The organism is Leifsonia shinshuensis (genome assembly GCF_022606355.1).
Lineage (GTDB): Bacteria > Actinomycetota > Actinomycetes > Actinomycetales > Microbacteriaceae > Leifsonia > Leifsonia shinshuensis_B.
The window spans coordinates 95870-117025 of sequence record NZ_JAHHZQ010000001.1; the positions used below are offsets into that span (position 1 = coordinate 95870).

At 70.3% G+C, this 21156-nt stretch carries 23 protein-coding genes and 1 tRNA gene; 17 read left to right on the forward strand and 7 right to left on the reverse strand.

All coding sequences use genetic code 11. The features are described 5' to 3' along the window. Positions 1–5: 5 nt before the first annotated feature. Entirely contained in the window at positions 6–269 is a 264-nt protein-coding gene (locus KNO15_RS00515; protein ID WP_241701404.1) for a hypothetical protein, read from the forward strand. Here the strand turns inward: KNO15_RS00515 and KNO15_RS00520 are convergent. Together KNO15_RS00520 and KNO15_RS00525 are read right to left on the reverse strand one after the other, a co-directional pair. Next, positions 257–1657, reverse strand: a complete 1401-nt coding sequence (locus KNO15_RS00520; RefSeq protein WP_241701405.1) for a cryptochrome/photolyase family protein — start codon at positions 1655–1657, stop codon at positions 257–259. The two genes, KNO15_RS00515 and KNO15_RS00520, sit on opposite strands and share 13 nt — an antisense overlap. Next, positions 1654–2292, reverse strand: coding sequence for an MBL fold metallo-hydrolase (locus KNO15_RS00525; RefSeq protein ID WP_241701406.1), 639 nt, complete (start codon positions 2290–2292; stop codon positions 1654–1656). The genes KNO15_RS00520 and KNO15_RS00525 overlap by 4 nt, the downstream gene beginning before the upstream one ends. Positions 2293–2330: 38 nt before the next feature. On the opposite strand from KNO15_RS00525, the gene KNO15_RS00530 reads away from it, so the two are divergent. Together KNO15_RS00530 and KNO15_RS00535 are read left to right on the forward strand one after the other, a co-directional pair. Beyond that, positions 2331–3245, forward strand: coding sequence for a diacylglycerol kinase family protein (locus tag KNO15_RS00530; protein ID WP_241701407.1), 915 nt, complete (start codon positions 2331–2333; stop codon positions 3243–3245). Positions 3246–3327: 82 nt separating this feature from the next. After that, positions 3328–3403 (forward strand) — tRNA-Glu (locus tag KNO15_RS00535). A gap of 54 nt (positions 3404–3457) precedes the next feature. On the opposite strand, the gene KNO15_RS22790 is transcribed toward KNO15_RS00535, so the two are convergent. After that, entirely contained in the window at positions 3458–4015 is a 558-nt protein-coding gene (locus tag KNO15_RS22790) for a DUF4304 domain-containing protein (protein ID WP_241701408.1), read from the reverse strand. Positions 4016–4183: 168 nt separating this feature from the next. Here KNO15_RS22790 and KNO15_RS00545 point away from each other — a divergent pair, with 168 nt between their 5' ends. Both KNO15_RS00545 and KNO15_RS00550 read left to right on the forward strand, forming a co-directional pair. Continuing rightward, on the forward strand, positions 4184–4780 hold the full coding sequence (locus KNO15_RS00545) for a hypothetical protein (protein WP_241701409.1): 597 nt from the start codon (positions 4184–4186) through the stop codon (positions 4778–4780). Between the two features lie 41 nt (positions 4781–4821). Further along, positions 4822–5337 carry a hypothetical protein gene (locus KNO15_RS00550; RefSeq protein WP_241701410.1) on the forward strand — a complete coding sequence of 172 codons (516 nt, stop codon included), beginning with the start codon at positions 4822–4824 and terminating at the stop codon, positions 5335–5337. A gap of 36 nt (positions 5338–5373) precedes the next feature. On the opposite strand, the gene KNO15_RS00555 is transcribed toward KNO15_RS00550, so the two are convergent. Further along, the gene (locus KNO15_RS00555) at positions 5374–6174 is read right to left on the reverse strand and encodes an AraC family transcriptional regulator (protein WP_308220413.1); all 801 of its coding nucleotides are present in this window, start codon (positions 6172–6174) and stop codon (positions 5374–5376) included. 109 nt (positions 6175–6283) lie between these two features. On the opposite strand from KNO15_RS00555, the gene KNO15_RS00560 reads away from it, so the two are divergent. After that, positions 6284–6772: a VOC family protein gene (locus tag KNO15_RS00560; RefSeq protein ID WP_241701411.1), complete on the forward strand. Its 489-nt coding sequence runs from the start codon at positions 6284–6286 to the stop codon at positions 6770–6772. Between the two features lie 10 nt (positions 6773–6782). On the opposite strand, the gene KNO15_RS00565 is transcribed toward KNO15_RS00560, so the two are convergent. Next, positions 6783–6995, reverse strand: coding sequence for a KTSC domain-containing protein (locus tag KNO15_RS00565; RefSeq protein ID WP_241701412.1), 213 nt, complete (start codon positions 6993–6995; stop codon positions 6783–6785). Between the two features lie 182 nt (positions 6996–7177). On the opposite strand from KNO15_RS00565, the gene KNO15_RS00570 reads away from it, so the two are divergent. The 8 genes from KNO15_RS00570 (at position 7178) to KNO15_RS00605 (ending at position 15672) form a co-directional block, all read left to right on the forward strand. Beyond that, positions 7178–8284, forward strand: coding sequence for a TerC family protein (locus tag KNO15_RS00570; protein ID WP_241701413.1), 1107 nt, complete (start codon positions 7178–7180; stop codon positions 8282–8284). Next, entirely contained in the window at positions 8281–9012 is a 732-nt protein-coding gene (locus tag KNO15_RS00575) for a PP2C family protein-serine/threonine phosphatase (protein ID WP_241701414.1), read from the forward strand. The genes KNO15_RS00570 and KNO15_RS00575 overlap by 4 nt, the downstream gene beginning before the upstream one ends. A 200-nt stretch (positions 9013–9212) precedes the next feature. After that, complete coding sequence (gene leuC / locus KNO15_RS00580) at positions 9213–10724, forward strand: 3-isopropylmalate dehydratase large subunit (RefSeq protein WP_241701415.1); 1512 nt, start codon at positions 9213–9215, stop codon at positions 10722–10724. After that, a complete protein-coding gene (leuD, locus tag KNO15_RS00585; protein ID WP_241701416.1) occupies positions 10724–11323 on the forward strand; it encodes a 3-isopropylmalate dehydratase small subunit in 600 nt (199 codons plus the stop codon). The genes leuC and leuD overlap by 1 nt, the downstream gene beginning before the upstream one ends. Before the next feature lie 44 nt (positions 11324–11367). Further along, a complete protein-coding gene (gene murA, locus KNO15_RS00590; RefSeq protein WP_241701417.1) occupies positions 11368–12690 on the forward strand; it encodes a UDP-N-acetylglucosamine 1-carboxyvinyltransferase in 1323 nt (440 codons plus the stop codon). 70 nt (positions 12691–12760) lie between these two features. Next, positions 12761–13528, forward strand: coding sequence for a lysophospholipid acyltransferase family protein (locus tag KNO15_RS00595; RefSeq protein ID WP_241702645.1), 768 nt, complete (start codon positions 12761–12763; stop codon positions 13526–13528). Continuing rightward, entirely contained in the window at positions 13521–14678 is a 1158-nt protein-coding gene (locus KNO15_RS00600) for an NAD(P)H-dependent glycerol-3-phosphate dehydrogenase (protein ID WP_241701418.1), read from the forward strand. Before KNO15_RS00595 ends, KNO15_RS00600 begins: the two co-directional genes overlap by 8 nt. Beyond that, positions 14575–15672, forward strand: coding sequence for a D-alanine--D-alanine ligase family protein (locus KNO15_RS00605; RefSeq protein WP_241701419.1), 1098 nt, complete (start codon positions 14575–14577; stop codon positions 15670–15672). Before KNO15_RS00600 ends, KNO15_RS00605 begins: the two co-directional genes overlap by 104 nt. Before the next feature lie 25 nt (positions 15673–15697). On the opposite strand, the gene KNO15_RS00610 is transcribed toward KNO15_RS00605, so the two are convergent. Further along, positions 15698–16279 (reverse strand): DUF3515 family protein, encoded by a 582-nt coding sequence (locus tag KNO15_RS00610; protein WP_241701420.1) that lies wholly within the window; start codon positions 16277–16279, stop codon positions 15698–15700. Positions 16280–16305: 26 nt separating this feature from the next. Here KNO15_RS00610 and thiL point away from each other — a divergent pair, with 26 nt between their 5' ends. Further along, a complete protein-coding gene (gene thiL / locus KNO15_RS00615; RefSeq protein WP_241701421.1) occupies positions 16306–17301 on the forward strand; it encodes a thiamine-phosphate kinase in 996 nt (331 codons plus the stop codon). Between the two features lie 48 nt (positions 17302–17349). Here thiL and rsmD read toward each other — a convergent pair whose 3' ends face one another. Beyond that, a complete protein-coding gene (gene rsmD, locus KNO15_RS00620; protein ID WP_241701422.1) occupies positions 17350–17961 on the reverse strand; it encodes a 16S rRNA (guanine(966)-N(2))-methyltransferase RsmD in 612 nt (203 codons plus the stop codon). Between the two features lie 87 nt (positions 17962–18048). Here rsmD and KNO15_RS00625 point away from each other — a divergent pair, with 87 nt between their 5' ends. Both KNO15_RS00625 and KNO15_RS00630 read left to right on the forward strand, forming a co-directional pair. Continuing rightward, a complete protein-coding gene (locus tag KNO15_RS00625) occupies positions 18049–18894 on the forward strand; it encodes a hypothetical protein (protein ID WP_241701423.1) in 846 nt (281 codons plus the stop codon). Further along, on the forward strand, positions 18891–21104 hold the full coding sequence (locus KNO15_RS00630; RefSeq protein ID WP_241701424.1) for an ATP-dependent DNA helicase RecG: 2214 nt from the start codon (positions 18891–18893) through the stop codon (positions 21102–21104). Before KNO15_RS00625 ends, KNO15_RS00630 begins: the two co-directional genes overlap by 4 nt. Positions 21105–21156: the final 52 nt, after the last annotated feature.

Below are 21156 nucleotides of genomic sequence, written 5' to 3' on the forward strand. Positions count from 1 at the left end.
CGGACATGAGCCGCATCGAAGCCGGGATCGTCGCCTACACCCTCTCGTCGGACTACTACGCCCGCGTCGGCGCCGACTTCGACACCGAGGCGGTGGACGACGCCATCCTCGCGGAGCTCAACCGCAGACTGCCGTCGGGCATCGTCGTCGAACGCAGCGGCAAGGTGCTGGCCGACGAGGAGCTGGCCGAGGAGGCGCGTTCGCTCGACTGGCCGGCGCTCCTGCAGCAGATCGACGTGGATCAGATCCTCGCCGATCACGCGCGCTGAGTCGACGCCCTGACCGTGTCGTAGGCGGCGAGGGCCGCCCGGCGCGTCTCGGCGAGGTCGACGACGGGCTCGGGATAGTCGAGGCCGTCCCACTCCGGCACCCAGCGGCGCACGTAGTCGCCGTGCGGGTCGAACTTCGTGCGCTGGAGCTCGGGGTTGAACACGCGGAAGTACGGCGCCGCGTCGGCTCCGGAGCCGGCGACCCACTGCCAGTTGAACGGGTTGCTGGCCGGATCGGCGTCGACCAGGGTGTCCCAGAACCACTGCTCGCCGAGTCGCCAGTCGATGAGCAGGTTCTTGGTGAGGAACGACGCCGTGACCATCCGCACCCGGTTGTGCATGGTGCCCGTCGTCGACAGTTCGCGCATTCCGGCGTCCACGAGGGGGATGCCCGTGCGGCCCCGCTGCCAGGCGTGCAGGGCGCCGGGGTGCAGGCGCGGCCACGGGAAGGCGTCGTACTGGCGGTGGATGTTGACGGTGGCGGCGTCCGGGTGCGCGAAGAGCGTGTGGTAGGCGAACTCGCGCCAGCCGAGCTCGGAGAGGAAGACCGCCGCGCTGTCGGCGACACCGGGGTCGTGCTCGCGTGCGGCGGAGGCGGCGTGCCAGACCTGGTGCGGGCTGAGCTCGCCCCAGCGCAGGCGGGGCGAGAGCCGGGATGTGGCGTCGACGCCCGGAATGTCGCGGTCGTCCCTGTAGCGCGCGAGATCGTCGCGGACGAAGCGTGCCAGGTCGGTGTGCGCGGAACGTTCTCCCGGTTCCCAGGCGTCGCGCAGGCCTCCCGCCCAGTCCGGTCGGGTGGGCAGCAGCCCGAGGTCGTCGATGCGGAGGCCGTCCGGGAGGCCGGCCGTCGGAAACCCGCCGGGCGTCGGCAGGGGCATGCGCGGGGCCGGCGCGGAAAGACACGCCCGCCAGAACGGCGAGAAGACCGAGAAGGCCGTGCCGGCGCCGGTGCGGATCGTCCACGGCTCGAAGAGCAGGTTCGCGCCGAAGCTCCCGGCATCGAGCCCCGCCTCGCGCGCCGCCGACTTCACGGCGGCGTCGATGGCCCGTTCCGCTCCGCCGTAGCGGCGGTTCCAGAACAGCGCTGCGGCGTCGAGCTCGGCGATCAGGGCCTTCAGCTCGCTCTCCGCCGCACCGCGACGCACGAGGAGCCGGGACCCGCGGGCACGCAGCTCCGCATCCAGGGCGACGAGGCTGTGATGCAGCCACCAGCGCGCGGCGGCACCCGGCGGCCGCAGGCCGGGGGAGACGTCGTCCCAGAGGTAGACGCAGACCACCGGCCTGCCGCTGCGCACGGCGGCGTCGAGTGCGGGATTGTCGGCGACCCGGAGGTCGTCGCGGAACCAGACGACCGCGGGCCGGCCGTCACTCGAGGCGCGGTCGCTCACAGATCGAGCGTGTCGCCCGGCTCGAGCGCGAAGAACTCACCGCCGCCCTGCTCGGTCGCCCAGCCGATGCGGGCGTTCGACATGTCCTTGCCCGCACGCGAGAGCACCATCTCGTGCGTGGGGAAGCTGCGCTTCGGCTTGGTGGCGAGCACGTAGTCGATCGTCTCGGCGATCTTCAGCCAGGGTGCCCCGGCGGGGACGGCCAGCACGTCGACCTCCACGCCCTCCGGGATGACGAACGAGTCGCCCGCGTAGTACAGCTCGTCGTTGATGAGGACGCCCAGGTTGTCGACCACGGGGATGCTCTCGTGGATGACGGCGTGCCTCCCGCCGAAGAAGCGGAGGGTGAACGGGCCCGCCTCCACGGTGTCGCCCGCGTGCACCACGGTGATGTCGAAGTCGGCTGCGGCTCGGGCCACGCCCTCCGGCGCGAAGATCGGCACGTCGGGGTTCAGCTCGAGGACGCGGTTCAGCTGCTCGGGGGTCCAGTGGTCGGCGTGCTCGTGCGTGATCACCACGGCGGCCGTGTTGGCCGTGTCGGTCAGGGGCGAGGTGAACGATCCGGGATCCAGGAAGAGCTTCTTGCCGGAGTCTTCGAGGAGCAGGGCGGCGTGTTCGAACTTGGTGAGTCTCATGGCTTCATCATCCTCCAGCTGTGTCATAGTCGTGGTCTATGCCTGTCTCCCCTCGGACCGTGGTCGTCGCGGTCAACCCGATGGCGTCGTTCGGCCGACGCCGCGAGGTCGGACCCCGGGTCGTCGAACGGCTGCGTGCCGCCGGCCACACCGCTGTCGCGGTGGACGAGGCCAACATCGAGCTGCTGCGCCGGGAGACGGCGCGGGCCGTGGCGGCCGGGGCGCACGCGCTGGTGGTCGTCGGGGGAGACGGGATGGCGAACCTCGGCATCAACATCGTCGCTCAGACCGACATCCCGCTCGGGATCGTGCCCAGCGGCACGGGCAACGACCTCGCCGACGGCCTCGGCATCCCGACCGACGACAGTGAAGCGGCGATCGACCTGCTGCTCACGGCGTTGCAGCGCGCTCCGCGCGTGATCGACGCCGGTCTGGTGCGACACGGAGAGCTGCACGCCGAGCTCACGACGTGGTTCGGCTGCGTGCTGTCGGCCGGTTTCGACGCGACCGTGAACGAGCGAGCGAACCTGATGACCCGCCCCCGCGGCCGCAGCCGCTACGTCTTCGCGCTGCTGCGCGAGCTGGCGACCCTGCACGCGCGCCCGTATCGGATCATGGTCGACGGCGAACAGCTCGCGACGGACGCGATGCTGGTCTCGGTGGCCAACAACCGCTCCCTGGGCGGCGGGATGCGCATCGTGCCGCACGCCGAGCTCGACGACGGCCGCTTCGACCTCTTCATCGTGACGGCGATGTCGAGGCTACGGTTCCTGCGGCTCTTCCCGAAGGTCTTCCGCGGTGAGCACACGGGTCTCAGGGAGGTCTCCTTCCGTGCCCTGAGCACCGTGCGCATCGACGCGGACGGCGTGATCGCGTACGCCGACGGCGAGCGGATCGGCCCGCTTCCCGTCGAGGTCGCGATCGTCCCCGGCGCGCTCCGGGTACTCGCCTGAGCGGGTCTGCGACACTCCCGGGATGACCCGCTCGTTTTGGAGGTGGGCGGCGATCTGTGGCATTATCGATGAGTTGCAAGACGGCCCCATCGTCTAGCGGCCTAGGACGTCGCCCTCTCACGGCGGTAACGCGGGTTCAAATCCCGCTGGGGTCACCATCGCCCGCTTCCCTTTATTCACAAGGGGAAGCGGGCCTTTTTCGAGTGAGCCGGCTACTGGCCCACCGTCGTGATCTGCTGTCGCATCCAGGGCAACGCCGATCCGAGGAGGTCGCTCTGCAGGTCCGACATGAGAAGGTCGAGGTCCTGACGAGGATGGATCCGCCACCACTTGTCGGCCGGATCCTCGGCGAGCTGGCCGATCCGTGCGTGCCGCACGGGCGCCGGGTAGGTGATGGTGGGCGTTGGATTCGGCCCGTAGTGCGGCGCGCGAGCCACCAGCTCATCCCACTCGTCTCGGCGGACCACGAGCAGGTTGACCGTGAACCGGACCTCGGAACGATCGCTGAACGCGGACTTCTGGAAGCCGAGCAGGGCCCAGTGCGTTTCTGACTTCATGGAGAACCGCCCACCCGAACCAATCAAGCCGTTGCGGCGGAGCAGTGGCGCTATTCGCTGCTTCATCAGCTCGGCATACGCCTCTTGAGCCGTCGAAGCAGACGTCTCCACAACCGGGGCAGCGGTCTGATCCGAGGACGTCGGCAGGGAATCGCCGGGTCGGTTGCGCCTACGGAAGCGCCACGCTCTCCAGGTGTCCGGGATGTTCGTCACGATCCATCCTGAACGCAGACGCAGAGCACCTGCAACTGCCGTCGTGGTCGACCCGGCGCCGTCAGGATTGCCTCGTCTCGTGGGGGCGGCCAGGATGGGAGCGACGAGTCGAGGGGGAGTCCGTTGTTCTCTACCGAGCCGATGCCTGGAAACCCGTGGCCGCACGACATGGTGATCACCATCGAGGATGATCTGCAGTCGCTGATGGAGTTGCTGTGGATCCGTGAGGCTTGGCAGCTGAATCCACAGGGCGACGATCTGCCTCCCGTGCTGGTCGACACACCTCCCGCGCTCGATACGACTCGACGCGCCGCGGCTCCGATCGCCGAATGGGAGGGCGCATGGCCCCGCGTCTGGGCGCACGTTCTGCGGCACGCGGGCACTCTCCGCGATCCTGACATCTTCGACCGTCTGCACGCTTCCGGGAACGGTTCGGACGAACGCGCCGCACTCCTGCGCGAGCTTTTCGGCCCGTCGTGGAGAGACGAGCTCGGCGACGAAGCGATCACCGATGGTGCACAGCAGTGGATGCAGGCCCAGTTCGAGCGCCGAATCGCCCGGCCGCCGGCGACGCTGGGGGAGCAGCCTGAGCATCTCTCCCTCGAGGCGTTGATCGAGGCGTGGAGGCGCGGCTTGACCACGATCGTGGAGATCCCCTGCACCGGCACTTTCACGCGACGCATCGGCTCTCACGTGATGCTCGTCACCGCCGACACGCGCGGGGACCCGGTGCGCTACAGTGCCGCCTTGGGGGAGTTCCGCTGAGGGAGGCCTCGGACGATTGATGTATGAACGCGAGGGGACCCTTGACCGACACGACCGTACCTCTCGAGTACCGCATCGTCGTCACGGAAGAAGTGGCTCGGCGGTGTGCTCGCGCCGCGGGACGGTACCTGGCCTTCCGGCGCCAGACTCTCGTCCTCGCGGGACTCTACGTGTTCTTCCTGACGCTCATCGGCATCGGAGCGTCGATGCTGGACGATGCCCCGGTCCTGATCCCCGTCTTCGTCGTCGTCGGCGTCGTCCTCGCGGTCGGTTTCCCCGTTCTCCAGTTCGTGTCGACAGCACGCTCTGTCCGCCGTCAACTCGCTGTCGGCGAGGAGTGGGCCACCGGTTTCGGTGCTGCTTCACTCCGTGTCGAGACTCCGCGGTCCGCAGCCGAGACGCACTACAGCATGTTCGATCGGCTGATCGTGCAGAACGACGTCGTCCTGCTTCGCCGCAGAGCTCCGCGCGTGGTCGCCGCCATCCCCGTCGAGTTGATGCCTCCGGAGGCGCAGCATCGAGTTGCCGCAGGGCTGTCGGGGCACGATCCGCGATAGCGCGGCCTCCGGGGTTCTCTGGTTTCTCGGGACGACTCAGCCGGTCGGCTGTGCCCGCCGGTACGTACTGGGAGTGAACCCGAGCGTTGCGCGGAAGTCGTTCGTCAGGTGTGCGTGGTCGGCGTAGCCCAACTCGTGTGCAAGCGCGGTGAGCTCGAGGCTCGGATCGGCCCGGAGCTGCTCGGCGGCCTCCTGGAGTCTGCGCCGGCGGATCAGGGCGGCGGGCGACAGGCCGACGTAGGTGGCGGCCAGGCGTTGCAGGGTCCGCGCCGAGACGTGCAGGCGCGCGGCGAACTCGGTGACGGTGAGCAGGGTCGAATCGGACTCGGCGAGCTCCACCATGCGATTCGCGAGCATCCCCTCGTCCGTCGGCTCGCCCAGGCGGTCGCGCAGCCAGACGGTGAAAGCCGAGATCGCGGAGAGCCGGCGCTCGCGCGGCGGGGCGTCGCCCTCCATCGCTGCGCGCACGGCCGCGGCCAGCTCGGGGTGGTCGACCTCGCGGGCGCCGTCGCGGAGCGCCGTCACGTCGCCGACGAGCGCGGGAGCGGCGGCGGGGCGCAGCAGCGCGCCGACCGCCCACCCGCTGCCGGACAGGTCGCGGTACGAGGCGCGCGTGGTCGGCCCGGAGATCGCGACCGTGTCGCCCTCGACGACGAGATTGCACGCGGGGAAGCCCACGATGTGCTGGCGGGAGGCGCGACCCGGTTCGATGTCCCACTCGGGGATCCAGAACCAGCGCACGAAGACGGCGAAGTCGCCCACCACCGGCTCGCGGTGGAAGGTCGGCAGCCGCGCCGGGTAGAGCACCCCGCGTGACGAGGGGGGATCGGCGATCACCCGTTCACCCTATCCGCGCCGGCACCGCGCCCGCTCCGCGCCCGCTCGGCGCCGGGGATGACGCGAATCTTCAAGCCCCACGCCCGAAGAGGCCCGTAGGTTCGGACTCATGACGACAGCAGCGCACGGCGAGTACACCGACAACGGCACCCCGAAGGGCGCCAGCAGCATCACCCCGTTCCTCGTGATCCCGAACGCCCGCGAGGCCATCGGCTTCTATCGAGACGTGTTCGGAGCACGCGTGGTCGACGTGACCGAGCAGGGTGGCATGATCGCCCATGCCGTCCTGGACTTCGGGAACGGACTGCTCCAGCTGGGCGAGCCGATCGCCGACTACCACCTGGTCGCCCCTCCCGTGGGAGACGACGACTGCTACTCGCTCGGCCTCTACGTGCCCGACGTGGATGCGGTGGTCGATGCGGCCGAGGCGGCGGGCGCGACCGTCCGCGAGCCCGTCGCCGACTTCGTCTCCGGCGACCGCTATGCCAGCATCCGCGATCCGTACGGTATCCGCTGGTCGATCATGACCCGCGTCGAGGACCTCTCCGAAGAGGAGAGCGCTCGCCGCGTCGCCGAATGGGCGGCGACGCTGGGCTGAGACGGGCCCGTCAGGGCATCCACTCCTCGGGATACCGGTCGCGGATCCGCGCTGCGAAGTAGCGCCCTGCGGACTCCGCCTCCGCCAGCTCCCGCCACACGTGGGGCGGCACCAGCCGGTAGCGGTAGACGCCTCCTCCGGCGAATTCGATCTCCAGCACCGCGGTCTCCGGCTCGTACCCGGCCGACACGATCGCGGTGCTGTCGAATTTCACCCGCCGCATGGGCCGGACGATACACCTCGACCCGGTAGAATGGAGGTCTGCGAAGGGGAGTATCCCGAAGGAGCCGAGTGGTTCCGCGCTGTGAACGTCATCACGGTCCGTCTGGGCCCGGGCACAGCGGCACCGAAGAGTGCGGGAGAGACTTTCGGGTCCGTTGTGCACCCTTCGAAAGGTTCTCTCCCTTGGAACTCGCCCTTCCCCTCTGGTTCGAGGTCGGCAGCTTCGTCGTCCTCCTGCTCGTCCTCGCGTTCGACCTGCTCATCGTCTTCAAGCGTCCGCACATCCCGAGCCCGAAGGAGTCGGCGCTCTGGGTGTCGTTCTACGTCGCGCTCGCGCTGGTCTTCGCGTTGCTCATGCTCCTGATCGGCGATGCCGAGCATGCGGGGCAGTTCCTCGCCGGCTGGCTCACCGAGTACAGCCTCAGCATCGACAACCTGTTCGTCTTCGTGATCATCATGAGCAGGTTCGCCGTGCCCAGGAAGTACCAGCAGGAAGTGCTCATGGTGGGCATCATCCTCGCGCTGGTCTTCCGCGGCGTGTTCATCCTGCTCGGCGCGAGCCTCATCGCGAGCTTCAGCTGGATCTTCTACCTCTTCGGCGCCTTCCTGCTCTGGACGGCCTTCAACCAGGCGTTCGGCGATCACGACGACGAAGGGGCGGACGACAGCTGGTTCATCCGCTTCGCCCGCAAGCGGCTCAAAGTCTCCGACCAGTACGAGGGCAACAGGCTGCGCACCATGGTGAACGGCCGGCGGATGTTCACACCGCTGATCATCGTGTTCCTGGCACTCGGCACGACCGATCTGCTGTTCGCGCTCGACTCGATCCCCGCGATCTTCGGGATCACCCAGAGCCCGTTCATCGTGTTCACCGCCAACGTGTTCGCGCTGATGGGCCTGCGCCAGCTGTACTTCCTGCTCGGCCACCTGCTCGAGAAACTGGTGTACCTCAAGTACGGGATCGCCTTCATCCTCGCCTTCATCGGCGTCAAGCTCGTCTTCCACGCGATGCACGAGAACGAGCTGCCCTTCATCAACGGCGGACAGCACATCGAATGGGCGCCCGACATCAGCACCTGGACCTCCCTCGCCGTGATCCTGGGTGCCATGGTCGTGGCGACGGTCGCTAGTCTGGTCAAGCTGCGCATCAGCGGCAGCACCGTCGCCGAGGCCATCCACCGGGATGACGAGGCGGCGGAGGACGACACGACCATCGAGGCCGCTCCGGCCCAGTCCGCACCCAACACGACTGAACCGACCGATCCTGGCACGGAGGACCCCCGCACATGACTTCTTCCGTCGATGTGAACGCCCGCAGCGATATCGGTGCGGTGCGCCACGTCAACGAAGACAGCTACCTCGCGCAGGACCCGGTCTTCGTCGTGGCGGACGGGATGGGCGGCCACGCGCGCGGCGACGTCGCCAGCCGGACAGCGGTCGAGAGCCTCTCGCGCACCCTCGCCGCCGGCACCGCGCCCACCCCCGACGAGGTGATGACCGCGATCGACGAGGCGAACGCCGCCGTGCGCGCGCTCTCCGACGCGGAGGAGACCGGCGCCGCGGTCGCCGGCACCACGCTCACCGGTGTGGTGCGCGTGCGCGTGCCCGAGCGGGCGGTGGAGGAGTGGATGGTGGTCAACGTGGGCGACTCGCGCGTCTACGCGTGGGACGGGCGCAGTCTGGACCGCCTGACCGTCGACCACTCCGCGGTGCAGGAGCTCATCGACGCCGGTCTGATCACTCCGGAGCAGGCCGAGAAGCATCCCGAGCGCAACGTCATCACGCGCGCCCTCGGCGCCGAGGACTTCGTCGACGCCGACAGCGTGTTCGTCCCGGCCGGTGCGGTCCCCGCCTTCCTGATCTGCTCCGACGGGCTGACCAGGGAGTTGAGCGACGAGACGATCGCGGAGATCCTCGCCGGCGACCCGGACGACCCCGCGGCCGTGCTGGTCGAGGCCGCCATCGCAGCGGGCGGCCACGACAATGTCACGGTGCTGTTCCTCCGCCCGCGGGGGTGAGCCGCGGACTTCACGACGGCGGTGCGCCTGGAGGTCCGGCTCCCGCTCGGGTGATAACCTGAATCCGTGTTCGCGGGTCTTCTCCTCCTTAGCCGCCGCGGCGAGTCCTAGTTCCCGTATCTGTTCGGGATGACGGCCACCCTCGCCGCGGAGTCCGTCGACGGCTGATCCGTAAACGAAAGCTCAAGGAGTACACCGAGATGACGACGCAGTTCCCCGGGTCGGAGTCGCCGGCCCCGCAGTCTCAGACCTCGCCGCTGACGCTGGCGGAGAAGGTCTGGCGCGACCACCTGGTCGTGAAGGGCGAAGACGGCACCCCCGACCTGATCTACATCGACCTCCACCTGGTCCATGAGGTCACCAGCCCGCAGGCGTTCGACGGCCTGCGGATGGCCGGCCGGCCGGTGCGCCGCCCCGACCTCACCATCGCGACGGAGGACCACAACACGCCGACCATCGGCATCGACAAGCCGATCGCCGACCTCACCAGCCGCACGCAGATCGAGACCCTGCGCAGGAACGCCGAGGAGTTCGGCGTGCGCCTGCACTCGCTGGGCGACGTCGAGCAGGGCATCGTCCACGTCGTCGGCCCGCAGCTCGGCCTCACCATGCCGGGCATCACGGTCGTCTGCGGCGACTCGCACACCTCGACGCACGGTGCGTTCGGTGCGATGGCGTTCGGCATCGGCACGAGCGAGGTGGAGCACGTGCTCGCCACGCAGACGCTGCCGCTGAAAGCGTTCAAGACCATGGCCATCACGGTCGAGGGCGAGCTCCGTCCCGGCGTGACTGCCAAAGACATCATTCTGGCCGTCATCGCGAAGATCGGCACGGGCGGCGGGCAGGGCTACGTGCTCGAGTACCGCGGCAGCGCCATCCGTGCGCTCTCCATGGAGGGCCGGATGACGATCTGCAACATGTCGATCGAAGCGGGCGCCCGCGCCGGCATGGTCGCGCCGGACGAGACCACCTACGCCTACCTGAAGGGCCGTCCGCACGCGCCGGAGGGCGCCGACTGGGACGACGCCGTCGCGTACTGGAACACGCTGGCGACCGACGACGACGCGGTCTTCGACGCCGAGGTCTACCTCGACGCGGATGAGATCGAGCCGTTCGTCACCTGGGGCACGAACCCCGGCCAGGGCGTCTCGCTCAGCCAGCCCGTGCCCGACCCCGCCGCGATCGCCGAGCCGAACGCCCGCGCCGCCGCCGAGCGCGCGCTGGAGTACATGGACCTGACGCCGGGAACGCCGATGAAGAGCATCCCGGTCGACGCGGTTTTCATGGGCTCGTGCACGAACAGCCGCATCGAGGACCTCCGCGCCTTCGCCTCCGTCATCAAGGGGCAGAAGAAGGCCGAAGGCGTGCGCGTGATGGTCGTCCCGGGCAGTGCGCGTGTGCGCATCGAGGCCGAGGCGGAGGGCATCGACAAGATCGTCGAGGAGTTCGGGGCCGAGTGGCGGTTCGCCGGCTGCTCGATGTGCCTGGGCATGAACCCCGACCAGCTCGCACCGGGGGAGCGCTGCGCCTCCACCTCGAACCGCAACTTCGAGGGCAGGCAGGGCAAGGGCGGACGCACGCACTTGGTGTCGCCGCTGGTCGCGGCCGCCACGGCGATCCGCGGCACCCTCTCGAGCCCGTGGGACCTCGAGCACGACGATGCGAACGATCCGGACGGCGCCGGCCGCACGGGAGAGAAGGTGGGCGCCTGATGGAGAAGTTCGAGACCGTCACCGGGGTGGCCGTTCCCTTCCGCCGCTCCAACGTCGACACCGACCAGATCATCCCCGCCGTCTTCCTCAAGCGCGTGACCAAGACCGGATTCGACGACGCGCTCTTCCACGAGTGGCGCAAGGACCCGCAGTTCATCCTGAACCAGGAGGCCTACCAGGGAGCGAGCGTCCTGGTCGCCGGGCCCGACTTCGGCACCGGATCCTCCCGCGAGCACGCCGTCTGGGCCTTGCGCGACTACGGCTTCCGGGTCGTGTTGAGCCCGCGGTTCGCCGACATCTTCCGGGGCAACTCGGGCAAGCAGGGCCTCCTCACCGGCATCATCTCCGAAGAGGACGCCGAGCGTCTCTGGGCGGCGATCGAGGCCAGCCCGGGAATAGCGGCGACCGTCGATCTGGTTGCCAAGACTGCGACCGTCGGCGAAGTGCAGGTGTCTTTCGACATCGACGACTACACTCGCTGGCGTTTGCTCGAAGGGTTGGACGACATCGCTCTGACCCTGCGCGACGAGGCGCGCATCTCCGAATTCGAAGCCGCCCGCGCCAGCTGGCGGCCCAAGACCCTCCCGGTGAAAATTTGAACTCTCTTCTTCAGGACGCCCAGGCTGCCGGCGCTCACGTCGGCATGACTGCCGACCGCATCATCATCAACGGCGGACGCCCTCTGCGGGGCCGCATCGAGGTGCGCGGCGCCAAGAACTTCGTCACGAAGGCCATGGTCGCCGCGCTCCTGGGCGAAGGCCCGAGCGTGCTGCGGAACGTCCCGGACATCAGCGACGTCCGGGTCGTCCGCGGCCTCCTCGAGGTGCACGGCGTCAAGGTGACCGACGGTGCGGAGGAGGGTGAGCTGCTGCTCGACCCGAGCGCCGTGGAGTCGGCCCACATGGCCGACATCGACGCGCACGCCGGATCGAGCCGCATCCCGATCCTGTTCTGCGGCCCGCTGCTGCACCGGCTGGGCGAGGCGTTCATCCCCGACCTCGGCGGCTGCCGCATCGGCGACCGCCCGATCGACTACCACCTCGAGGTGCTCCGCAAGTTCGGGGCCGTCGTCGACAAGCTCCCGAGCGGCATCCGGATGTCGGCTCCGGAGGGGCTGCACGGCGCCAAGCTCGAGCTGCCGTACCCCAGCGTCGGCGCGACCGAGCAGGTCCTGCTCACGGCCGTCCGCGCCGAGGGGATCACCGAGCTCAAGGGCGCGGCCATCGAGCCGGAGATCATGGATCTCATCAACGTGCTCCAGAAGATGGGCGCGATCATCTCGGTCGACACCGACCGCGTCATCCGCATCGAGGGCGTCGACAAGCTCGTCGGCTACAGCCACACCGCGCTGTTCGACCGCAACGAGGCCGCCAGCTGGGCCGCCGCAGCGCTCGCGACCAACGGCGACATCTACGTCGGCGGCGCACGCCAGCCCGAGATGCTCACGTTCCTCAACGTGTTCCGCAAGGTCGGAGGCGCGTTCGAGATCCACGACGACGGCATCCGCTTCTTCCACCCGGGCGGTGAGCTCAAGCCGGTCGTCATCGAGACCGACGTGCACCCGGGCTTCATGACCGACTGGCAGCAACCGCTCGTGGTCGCCCTGACCAAGGCGAGCGGCGTCTCCATCGTGCACGAGACCGTGTACGAGCAGCGTTTCGGCTTCGTTGACGCGCTCATCGACATGGGCGCGAAGATCCAGGTGCACAAGGAGTGCCTCGGTGGGCACGCGTGCCGCTTCGGTCAGCGCAACTTCAACCACTCCGCGGTGATCATGGGCCCGGTCGACCTGAAGGGCGCCGACATCGAGATCCCCGACCTGCGCGGCGGGTTCAGCCACCTCATCGCGGCCCTGACCGCCGAGGGACGCTCGACCGTCAGCAACGTCGGCATCATCAGCCGGGGATACGAGAGGTTCATCACCAAGCTGCAGCAGCTCGGAGCGGACTTCGTCCTCGAGGGCTGAGGCCCGCGATAATGGGACGGTGCCCCATCCCGAAGAACCCGTGAATCCCGACGATCAGGCGCGCGCCGCTGTGCCGGCGCCGCCGCAGCAGAAGCGCCAGCGCTCCGAGAAGGGCAGGCCGTCGATCTTCTGGGTCCTCGCCGGTCTGATCGTGCCGCTCGGCAGCCTGCTCGCCCGCTTCAGGATCACCGACGGCGACAAGCTCCCGCGGCACGGCGCGTACATCATCTCGCCGAACCACTACAGCGAGATCGACCCCGTCATGGTGGGCATGGTGGTCTGGAAGCTCGGCAGACTGCCGCGCTTCCTGGCCAAGGAGAGCCTGTTCCGCGTCCCGGTCGTCGGCTGGTTCCTGCGCAAGTCCGGTCAGGTGCCGGTGGCGCGTGGAGGGGCGGGCCGGGGCGCAGCCCCGCTCGACGAGGCGCAGAAGATCATCGACGACGGCAAGGTCGTCGTCATCTACCCCGAGGGCTCGCTGACCCGCGACCCGGACATGTGGCCGATGCGCGGCAAGACCGGCGCGGCCCGGATGGCGCTGGAGCACGACCTCCCCGTCATCCCGATGGCGCACTGGGGCACCCAGCAGGTCATGGCCCGGTACGCCAAGAAGATCAGCTTCTTTCCGCGCAAGACCATCCTGGTGAAGGTCGGCGACCCCGTCGACCTGTCGGCGTTCCGCGGGCGCAGCCTCGACCAGGCGACGCTGACCGAGGCGACCGACGTCATCATGAACGCGATCACCGCGCTGCTGGCGGATCTGCGCGACGAGAAGGCTCCGGAGACCCGGTGGGACCCGTCGGCGCACAATCAGAAGGAGACCGGCCGCTTCGATGGCTGACAGGAAGGCCCAGGCGGCCAGACGATCGACCACGCCTCCGCGCCGGATCGCCGTACTCGGCGCCGGGAGCTGGGGAACGACTTTCGCCAAGATCCTCGCCGACGGCGGCAACGGGGTGGTGCTCTGGGCGCGCCGCCCGGAGCTGGCGCGCGAGATCAACGAGGTCAAGCGCAACAGCGACTACCTGGAGGGCATCAACCTCCCGCGCGAGCTCCGCGCGACCTCCCACCTCGCCGAGGCGATGCGCGGTGCCGAGCAGGTTTTCGTCTCGATCCCGAGCCAGACGCTGCGCTCGAACCTCGACGCGATCGCACCGCACCTCGGCCCGTCGACGATCGTCGTCAGCCTGATGAAGGGCGTCGAGAAGGGCACGGGGTTGCGCATGAGCGAGGTGATCGCGCAGGGTCTGCCCGTCGAGGAGGAGCGCATCGCCGTCGTCTCCGGCCCCAACCTGGCCTTGGAGATCGCGCGCGAGCAGCCGACGGCGTCCGTCGTGTCGTCCTCCAGCCTGGAGACCGCGCAGGCCGTGGCGATGGCCGCCACCAACCGGTACTTCCGGAGCTTCGTGAACACCGACGTGATCGGCACGGAGTTCGGCGGAGTGCTGAAGAACCTGATCGCGGTCGCCATCGGGATCGTGGACGGCGTCGGCTACGGCGAGAACACGAAGGCGTCGATCATCACGCGCGGCCTGGTCGAGATGACCGACTTCGCGGTCGCCTACGGGGCGGAGGCCCCGACGCTCTCGGGGCTGGCGGGTCTCGGCGACCTGATCGCGACGTGCGAGTCGCCGCTCAGTCGCAACAACACCGCCGGGCGCCTGCTCGGCCAGGGCTACAGCTTCAACGACGTCGTGAAGCAGATGAACCAGACTGCGGAGGGACTCGCGTCGGTGGCGCCGATCCTCCGGCTCGCCGAGGAGCGCGGAGTGGAGATGCCGATCGTCCGGCAGGTGAGCCAGGTGCTCGCCGGAACGCTGGAGCCGAAGGACATCGCGCCGCACCTCACCACCGACGATGACGAACCGCAGGGAGAGAGGACATCGGATGACGGACAAGGTCGTAGTCGCACTTCTGTTTGGAGGTCGCTCAAGCGAGCATTCGATCAGCTGCGCGACGGCGGCGGGAGTGCTGGCGGCGATCGATCGTGACCGGTACGACGTCATCCCCGTCGGCATCACGCACGAGGGTGCGTTCACGCTCCAGCCGGACGATGCGGCCCGGTTCGCACTGAACGCGGAGGCCCTCCCGGAGGTCGAGGACAACGGCACGCGTATCGTGTGGCCCGACTCGGTGGCCTCCCGTGAGTTGGCCGTCGTGGCCGCTGACGGCACGAGGTCGTCGCTCGGCCCTGTGGACGTCGTCTTCCCGATCCTCCACGGCCCGTGGGGCGAGGACGGCACGGTGCAGGGCATGCTCGAGCTCGTCGGCCTGCCGTACGTCGGCAGCGGTGTGCTCGCGAGCGCGCTCGGGATGGACAAGCACTTCACCAAGACCGTGCTGCAGCAGGCGGGCATCCCCGTCGCGCCCTGGGAGACGGTCACCGCGTACCAGTGGCGCACCGATCCCGGCGCGGTGCGTGCCGCGGCCGAGGCCCTCGGTCTGCCGGCGTTCGTGAAGCCCGCCCGCGCCGGATCGAGCGTCGGCGTGTCCAAGGTGTCTTCGTGGGACGACCTCCCCGCCGCAATCGACCTGGCGCTGGCCGAGGACGACCGGGTGCTGATCGAGTCGTCCGTGGTCGGCCGCGAGGTGGAGATCGCCGTGCTCGGCGGGCGCCCCGGCGAGCCGACGCGTGCGTCGGTCGCCGGCGAGATCGTCATCACGGGCCGGGAATTCTACGACTTCGCGGCGAAGTACCTCGACGCCCCCGGAATCGAGCTGGTCTGCCCCGCCGCCCTGACCGACGCCGAACTCGCCGTGATGCGCGACCTCGGCGTGCGCGCGTTCGACGCGATCGGCGGGGAGGGGCTCGCTCGAGTGGACTTCTTCCTCACGCCGGACGGCTTCGTCGTCAACGAGATCAACACGATGCCGGGGTTCACGCCGATCTCGATGTTCCCGCGCTGCTGGCAGGAGTCGGGGCTGTCGTACCCCGACCTGATCGACGAGCTGATCCAGGTCGCCCTGGCGCGCGCGGCGGCGTAGTCGCCGGAGCTCGCCGTGCGCGTGCTCAGCGCGACGGGGTCGGCGTGGGCGTCGCGGTGGGTGTCGAGGTGGGTGCGGGCGTGGCCGTCGGGGGAGTGAGCGACGTGTCGATGGTCGACAGGCACTTCTCGGTCTGCTTCACGCTTCCGATGGCAGAGGCGAACTCCGGCAGCACTGCGGCGTCCGACGCACCCGACACGTGATCGATGACGACCTCCGTGGCCGGCGTGCGGCCGAAGGTCTGGTAGACGACCTGCTTGGCGGCCGGGTCGGACATCAGCACCCAGTCGATGCCGTTGACGTCGACGCACGGCTTGGTCGTCGGGCCGAGCGGCGGGACGCCGCAACGCAGCAGCACGGCGGCGGGATCGCCCCAGGCGCCGGTGGCCTGCGCGTCGGTCTGCCTGCGGTCCTTGTCGGCCACCGAATCGGGCAGCCGAACCGAGATCTCGGCGCAGCCGGGATCGTTGGCGTCGGCGCCGGGATCGAGGGAGACCGTCGGTGCGCAGCCGGTCAGGGCGAGCGCGGCGGCGGCGATCGTGACGGCCAGGAGGACCTGACGGTGAGAGCGGCCGGGGGAGCGGCGGAGTGAGCGGCGTGCGGACATCAGGATTCAGGCTACCGTTGGGAGTCATGGTGGATTCTGGGAGCCCGGCCGACACGGTCCAGGAGGTGTCGGAGCGGGAGGCGCTGAAGCGCATCTTCCCGCGGCTTCCGGAGTCGTCGGCGACCCTCGTGGGGCCCGGCGACGACGCCGCGGTGCTCGCGGCGCCGGACGGCCGTTATGTCGTGACGACCGACATGATGGTGCACGGGCCGGACTTCCGGCTGGCGTGGTCGTCGGCCGAAGACCTCGGGTGGAAGGCCGCGGCGACCAACCTGTCCGACGTGGCCGCGATGGGTGCGGTGCCGACGGCGCTGGTCGTCGCGATCGCGGCGCCGCCGTCGCTCCCGGTCTCCGCACTGGAAGCGTTCGCCGACGGCCTCCGTGCCGCCTGCGCAGCCCTGGCGCCGGGGTGCGGCGTCGTCGGTGGCGACCTGTCGGTCTCCGGCACGCTGACCATCGCCGTCACGGCGTTCGGCGATCTGGAGGGTCGCGCACCCGTTCTGCGCAGCGGCGCGCGGCCGGGTGACGTCGTGGCCGTCTCCGGCCGTCTCGGCTCGGCGGCCGCGGGCCTCCGGCTGCTCTTCGCGGAGGCCGTCGACTCCGACGGCACGCCCGACGCCGACGCCTTCGCCCGTGTCGTGGCGGCTCATCCCGAGCTGATCGACGCGCAGCTGCGTCCACGGCCGCCGGTCGCGGACGGCCCGCTCGCCGCCGACGCCGGTGCCACGGCCATGCTCGACCTGAGCGACGGCCTCGCGCTGGATGCACGGCGCGTCGCCGAGGCGAGCGGCGTCGCCATCGACCTCGACCCCGCCACCCTCGGCGGCGACCCGCTGACGGCGCTGACCGGGGGAGAGGACCACGGCCTCCTCGCCTGCTTCCCGGCGGGGACGGTGCTGCCCGGCGGCTTCCACCCGGTCGGTGTGGTGCGCGCCGGCTCCGGTCTCCTGGTCGGGGGCCGCGCCTTCGACGAACGCGGCGGCTGGGACCCCTACCTCGAGTGGGACGGCGCCGCCGGCTGAGGTCGGCAAGGGAGGAGATCAGGCCCGATTCGGGCAGGAACTCCTCCGTCAGCTGCGGTTCGGCGGCGCGGACGGCCGGAAGTCCTCCGCTGCCGACGGGGAGAGGTAGTGCACAGCCGTCTCGCCGTAGGCGCGCGTCCGGTCGAGCAGGAGACCGTCGGGCAGCGTCGGCTCCCCGTCGCGCGTGCTGCGCTCGACGCACACCACGGCGTCCTCGGCCAGCAACGGCACGAGTCCGGTCAGCACGGTGAGCAGCTCGGCGTCCGGGAGGTCGTAGGGCGGGTCGACGAAGACCAGGTCGAAGCGCGCTGGGGACGCACCGGACAGATACGGCAGCACCGCCGTCGCCCGCACATCGACCACGGGGCGCCCATCCTTCGGCGCCGCGCGGACGACCGCCTCGGCGTTGCGTCGGCAGATCGCGGCGGCCGCCGGCGACCTCTCGACGAGGACGACCTGCGCCGCGCCTCGGCTGGCCGCCTCCAGCCCCAGTGCGCCGGAGCCGGCGAAGAGGTCGAGGACATGGGCGCCGCGAAGCACGTCGCGCGCCTCGAGGCCCGAGAACACGGCCTCTCTGACGCGGTCGCTCGTCGGCCGGGTGCCGCTCTTGGGAACCCGCAGTGCGAGCGAACCGGCGAAACCGGAGACGATTCGGGTCATAGCCCTCCGAGCCTAGGGCATGCTCCGCGGCGGGCCTGCGGCCGACCCGCCCTAGCGTCGCCGCCTCGCCGTCAGCAGAATAGGAGCATGGACGAACGCCTCACGCAGGCGGAACTCGACGCCCTGTGGCGGTATGACGACCCGATCGCCTCCGCCGAACGCTTCGCGATCGCTGCCGCCGAACCCGACCGCCCCGAACTCGTGCGGGCCGAGCTCGAGACCCAGCGCGCCCGCGCGTTCGGTCTGCAGGGCCGTTTCGCCGAGGCGGACGCACTGCTCGACTCCCTCGAGCCGGCCATCGGGACGCTCGCCGTACGCATCCTGCTGGAGCGCGGCCGGCTGCGGAACACCGCGGGCAGGGCCGAGGACGCCGTTCCCCTGTTCGAAGAGGCGCTGATCGCCGCACGCCGCGACGGCGAGGCCTTCCTCGCCGCCGACTCCGCGCACATGCTGGCGATCGCCGACCCGCTCCGGTCGGAGCAGTGGACGGAGGAAGGGCTCGCCGAGCTCCAGTCCGTCGCCGACCCGCGCACCCTGCGCTGGGGCGTGGCGTTGCACAACAACCGCGGCTGGGCGCTGTTCGACGCCGGCGACGCTCACGCCGCCGTCGGCGAGTTCGAGGCCGCGCTGGAAGCCGCCGACCGATACGGGACCCTCGATCAGCAGTTCGCGGCGCAGTGGTCGCTCGCGCGTGCGCTGCGCGAGGTGGGGCGGTGGCAGGAGGCTCTCGCGATCCAGCGCCGGCTGGCGGCCGAGCGTCCGGGCGAGAGCGACGTGGAGGCGGAGCTGAGCGCTCTGGCCGAGGTCGAGGAGCACGCGCGCGACGTGACGCGCGAGGAGACGCACGACCCTGCTCCGGACCACACGCACGAGCAGGAGCACGAGCAGGAACACGACCCGGCGACGGAGGCCGCCCCTACGATCGAACCATGACCTCCAGCACCGCTCCGGCCGCAGCCGGCGCCGTCTCGCTCGAGTCCCGGCTCACCGGCGTGCTCGGCGGACGGACCGCTTCGGCCTTCGAGAAGGCGTTCGGGATGCGCACGGTGGCCGACCTGCTCGCGCACTACCCGCGCCGCTATGCGACCCGCGGCGAGCTGACGGCACTGGCCAACCTCCCGCTCGACGAGAACGTGACGATCATCGCCGAGGTCCTGCGCGTGCAGGAGCGGCCGATGCGCGCCCGCCGCGGCTCCATCCTGGAGGTCAAGATCTCCGACGGCGAGGGGATCCTCACCCTCACGTTCTTCAACCAGGCGTGGCGGTCGAGGGAGCTCGTCCCCGGCGTGCGCGGGATCTTCGCGGGCAAGGTGTCCGCGTACCGCGGAGCGCTCCAGCTGGCTCACCCCGATTACGAGCTGTTCGAGCAGGACGCCGAGAACGCGGTCGCCCCGGGGAGCGCCGCGGCCAAGGAGTGGGCGCAGACGCCTATCCCGATCTATCCGGCGACCGGCACGGTGGCGAGCTGGCAGGTGCAGAAGGCCGTCGGCCTGGCGCTCGACGCGCTCGGGCCGTGCCCGGACCCGGTGCCGGCGTCCGTCGTCGCCGAGCGGGGGCTGCTGGGTTTCCGGGACGCGCTGGAAGGCATCCACCGGCCGCAGAAGAACGCCGAGTGGCAGCGCGCCCGCGACGCGCTGCGCTTCCAGGAGGCCTTCGTTCTGCAGGCGGCTCTGCTGCAGCAGCGTTCGGAGGCCCGATCGGTCGCCGCGACCCCGCGGGCCGCCGTGCCCGGCGGCCTGCTCGAGCGCTTCGACGCCGTTCTGCCGTTCACCCTGACCGACGACCAGGCCCTGGTCGGTCGCGAGATCACGCAGGATCTCGCGATGGCGGAGCCGATGCACCGGCTCGTCCAGGGCGAGGTCGGCTCCGGCAAGACCCTGGTCGCGCTGCGGGCGATGCTCGCGGTCGCCGACAGCGGCGGGCAGTCCGCTCTGCTGGCGCCGACCGAGGTACTGGCGGCGCAGCACCTGCGCTCGATCGCCGAGATGCTCGGCCCCGACCTGTCCGCCGAGCTGATGCCCACGCTCGTCACCGGGCAGCTGTCGACGGCCGAGCGCAAGCGGGCGCTGCTGCGCACGGTGAGCGGGCAGTCCAGGATCGTGGTCGGCACGCACGCCCTGCTCGGGGACGCGGTGAGCTTCTACGACCTCGGGCTCGTCGTCGTCGACGAGCAGCACCGGTTCGGCGTCGAGCAGCGGGAGGCGTTGCGCGCGAAGGGGGGAACGCCCCCGCACGTCCTGGTGCTCACGGCGACACCCATCCCGCGTACGGTCGCGATGACGGTCTTCGGCGACCTGGAGGTCTCGACGATCGCCCAGCTGCCGGCGGGACGGCAGGGGATCGAGAGCTTCGTCGTGCCGCTCGCCGACCGGCCGGGCTGGGAGCGCCGGATCTGGGAGCGTGCGTCCGAGGAGATCGCCGGCGGCAGGCAGGTGTTCGTCGTCTGCCCCGCGATCAGTCCCAAGGAGGCGGAGGACGACGGTGAGGAGGCGCCCGACGATCCTGTCGACGGCGAGACGGGCCCTCCGCACCCGACCGCGAACGTCGAGTCGGTGGCCGCCCAGGTGCGCGCCGACCCCCTCTTCGCGCAGACGCGCGTCGGCGTCCTGCACGGTCGGTTGGCCTCCGACGAGAAGGACGCCGTCATGCGCGCGTTCGCCGCGGGGGACATCGACCTGCTCATCGCGACGACCGTGATCGAGGTCGGCGTGAACGTGCCGAACGCCTCGGCGATGATCGTGCTGGACGCGGACCGGTTCGGCGTCTCGCAACTGCACCAGCTGCGCGGCCGCGTCGGCCGGGGCGGCGTTCCGGGCCTCTGCCTCCTGGTGACGCACGCCGAGGAGGGGTCGCTCGCACGACAGCGCGTCGATGCGGTCGCCGCGACGCTCGACGGGTTCGAGCTGGCCAACGTCGACCTGGAGCTGCGGCGCGAGGGCGACGTGCTGGGCAGCCGGCAGTCCGGAGGCCGCTCCTCGCTGAAGCTGCTGCGCGTCGTCTCGGACGGCGAGCTGATCTCCGAGGCACGGGTCGCCGCGGCCGAGACGCTCGACGACGGCGGCCTCGCCGCACATCCCGCGCTCGCCGCTGCTCTCGCCCGTCGCCTGGACGAGTCGGAGCGCGCGTTCCTCGGCAAGTCGTGACCCGCCTCGCCTGACGTCGCGGCTCACGTCGATCCGCAGGCCCACGCAACAC

Excerpts from the sequence above, each read along its gene's own strand:
- KNO15_RS00565 (WP_241701412.1), bottom strand. The coding sequence starts at position 6,995 with ATGCGGCGGGTGAAATTCGACAGCACCGCGATCGTGTCGGCCGGGTAC.
- KNO15_RS00625 (WP_241701423.1), top strand. The coding sequence starts at position 18,049 with ATGGACGAACGCCTCACGCAGGCGGAACTCGACGCCCTGTGGCGGTAT.
- thiL (WP_241701421.1), top strand. The coding sequence starts at position 16,306 with ATGGTGGATTCTGGGAGCCCGGCCGACACGGTCCAGGAGGTGTCGGAG.
- leuD (WP_241701416.1), top strand. The coding sequence starts at position 10,724 with ATGGAGAAGTTCGAGACCGTCACCGGGGTGGCCGTTCCCTTCCGCCGC.
- KNO15_RS00630 (WP_241701424.1), top strand. The coding sequence starts at position 18,891 with ATGACCTCCAGCACCGCTCCGGCCGCAGCCGGCGCCGTCTCGCTCGAG.
- KNO15_RS00545 (WP_241701409.1), top strand. The coding sequence starts at position 4,184 with ATGGTGATCACCATCGAGGATGATCTGCAGTCGCTGATGGAGTTGCTG.
- KNO15_RS00525 (WP_241701406.1), bottom strand. The coding sequence starts at position 2,292 with ATGAGACTCACCAAGTTCGAACACGCCGCCCTGCTCCTCGAAGACTCC.
- KNO15_RS00575 (WP_241701414.1), top strand. The coding sequence starts at position 8,281 with ATGACTTCTTCCGTCGATGTGAACGCCCGCAGCGATATCGGTGCGGTG.
- murA (WP_241701417.1), top strand. The coding sequence starts at position 11,368 with ATGACTGCCGACCGCATCATCATCAACGGCGGACGCCCTCTGCGGGGC.
- KNO15_RS00610 (WP_241701420.1), bottom strand. The coding sequence starts at position 16,279 with ATGTCCGCACGCCGCTCACTCCGCCGCTCCCCCGGCCGCTCTCACCGT.
- KNO15_RS00600 (WP_241701418.1), top strand. The coding sequence starts at position 13,521 with ATGGCTGACAGGAAGGCCCAGGCGGCCAGACGATCGACCACGCCTCCG.
- KNO15_RS00515 (WP_241701404.1), top strand. The coding sequence starts at position 6 with ATGAGCCGCATCGAAGCCGGGATCGTCGCCTACACCCTCTCGTCGGAC.
- KNO15_RS00530 (WP_241701407.1), top strand. The coding sequence starts at position 2,331 with ATGCCTGTCTCCCCTCGGACCGTGGTCGTCGCGGTCAACCCGATGGCG.
- KNO15_RS00605 (WP_241701419.1), top strand. The coding sequence starts at position 14,575 with ATGACGGACAAGGTCGTAGTCGCACTTCTGTTTGGAGGTCGCTCAAGC.
- rsmD (WP_241701422.1), bottom strand. The coding sequence starts at position 17,961 with ATGACCCGAATCGTCTCCGGTTTCGCCGGTTCGCTCGCACTGCGGGTT.
- KNO15_RS00560 (WP_241701411.1), top strand. The coding sequence starts at position 6,284 with ATGACGACAGCAGCGCACGGCGAGTACACCGACAACGGCACCCCGAAG.
- leuC (WP_241701415.1), top strand. The coding sequence starts at position 9,213 with ATGACGACGCAGTTCCCCGGGTCGGAGTCGCCGGCCCCGCAGTCTCAG.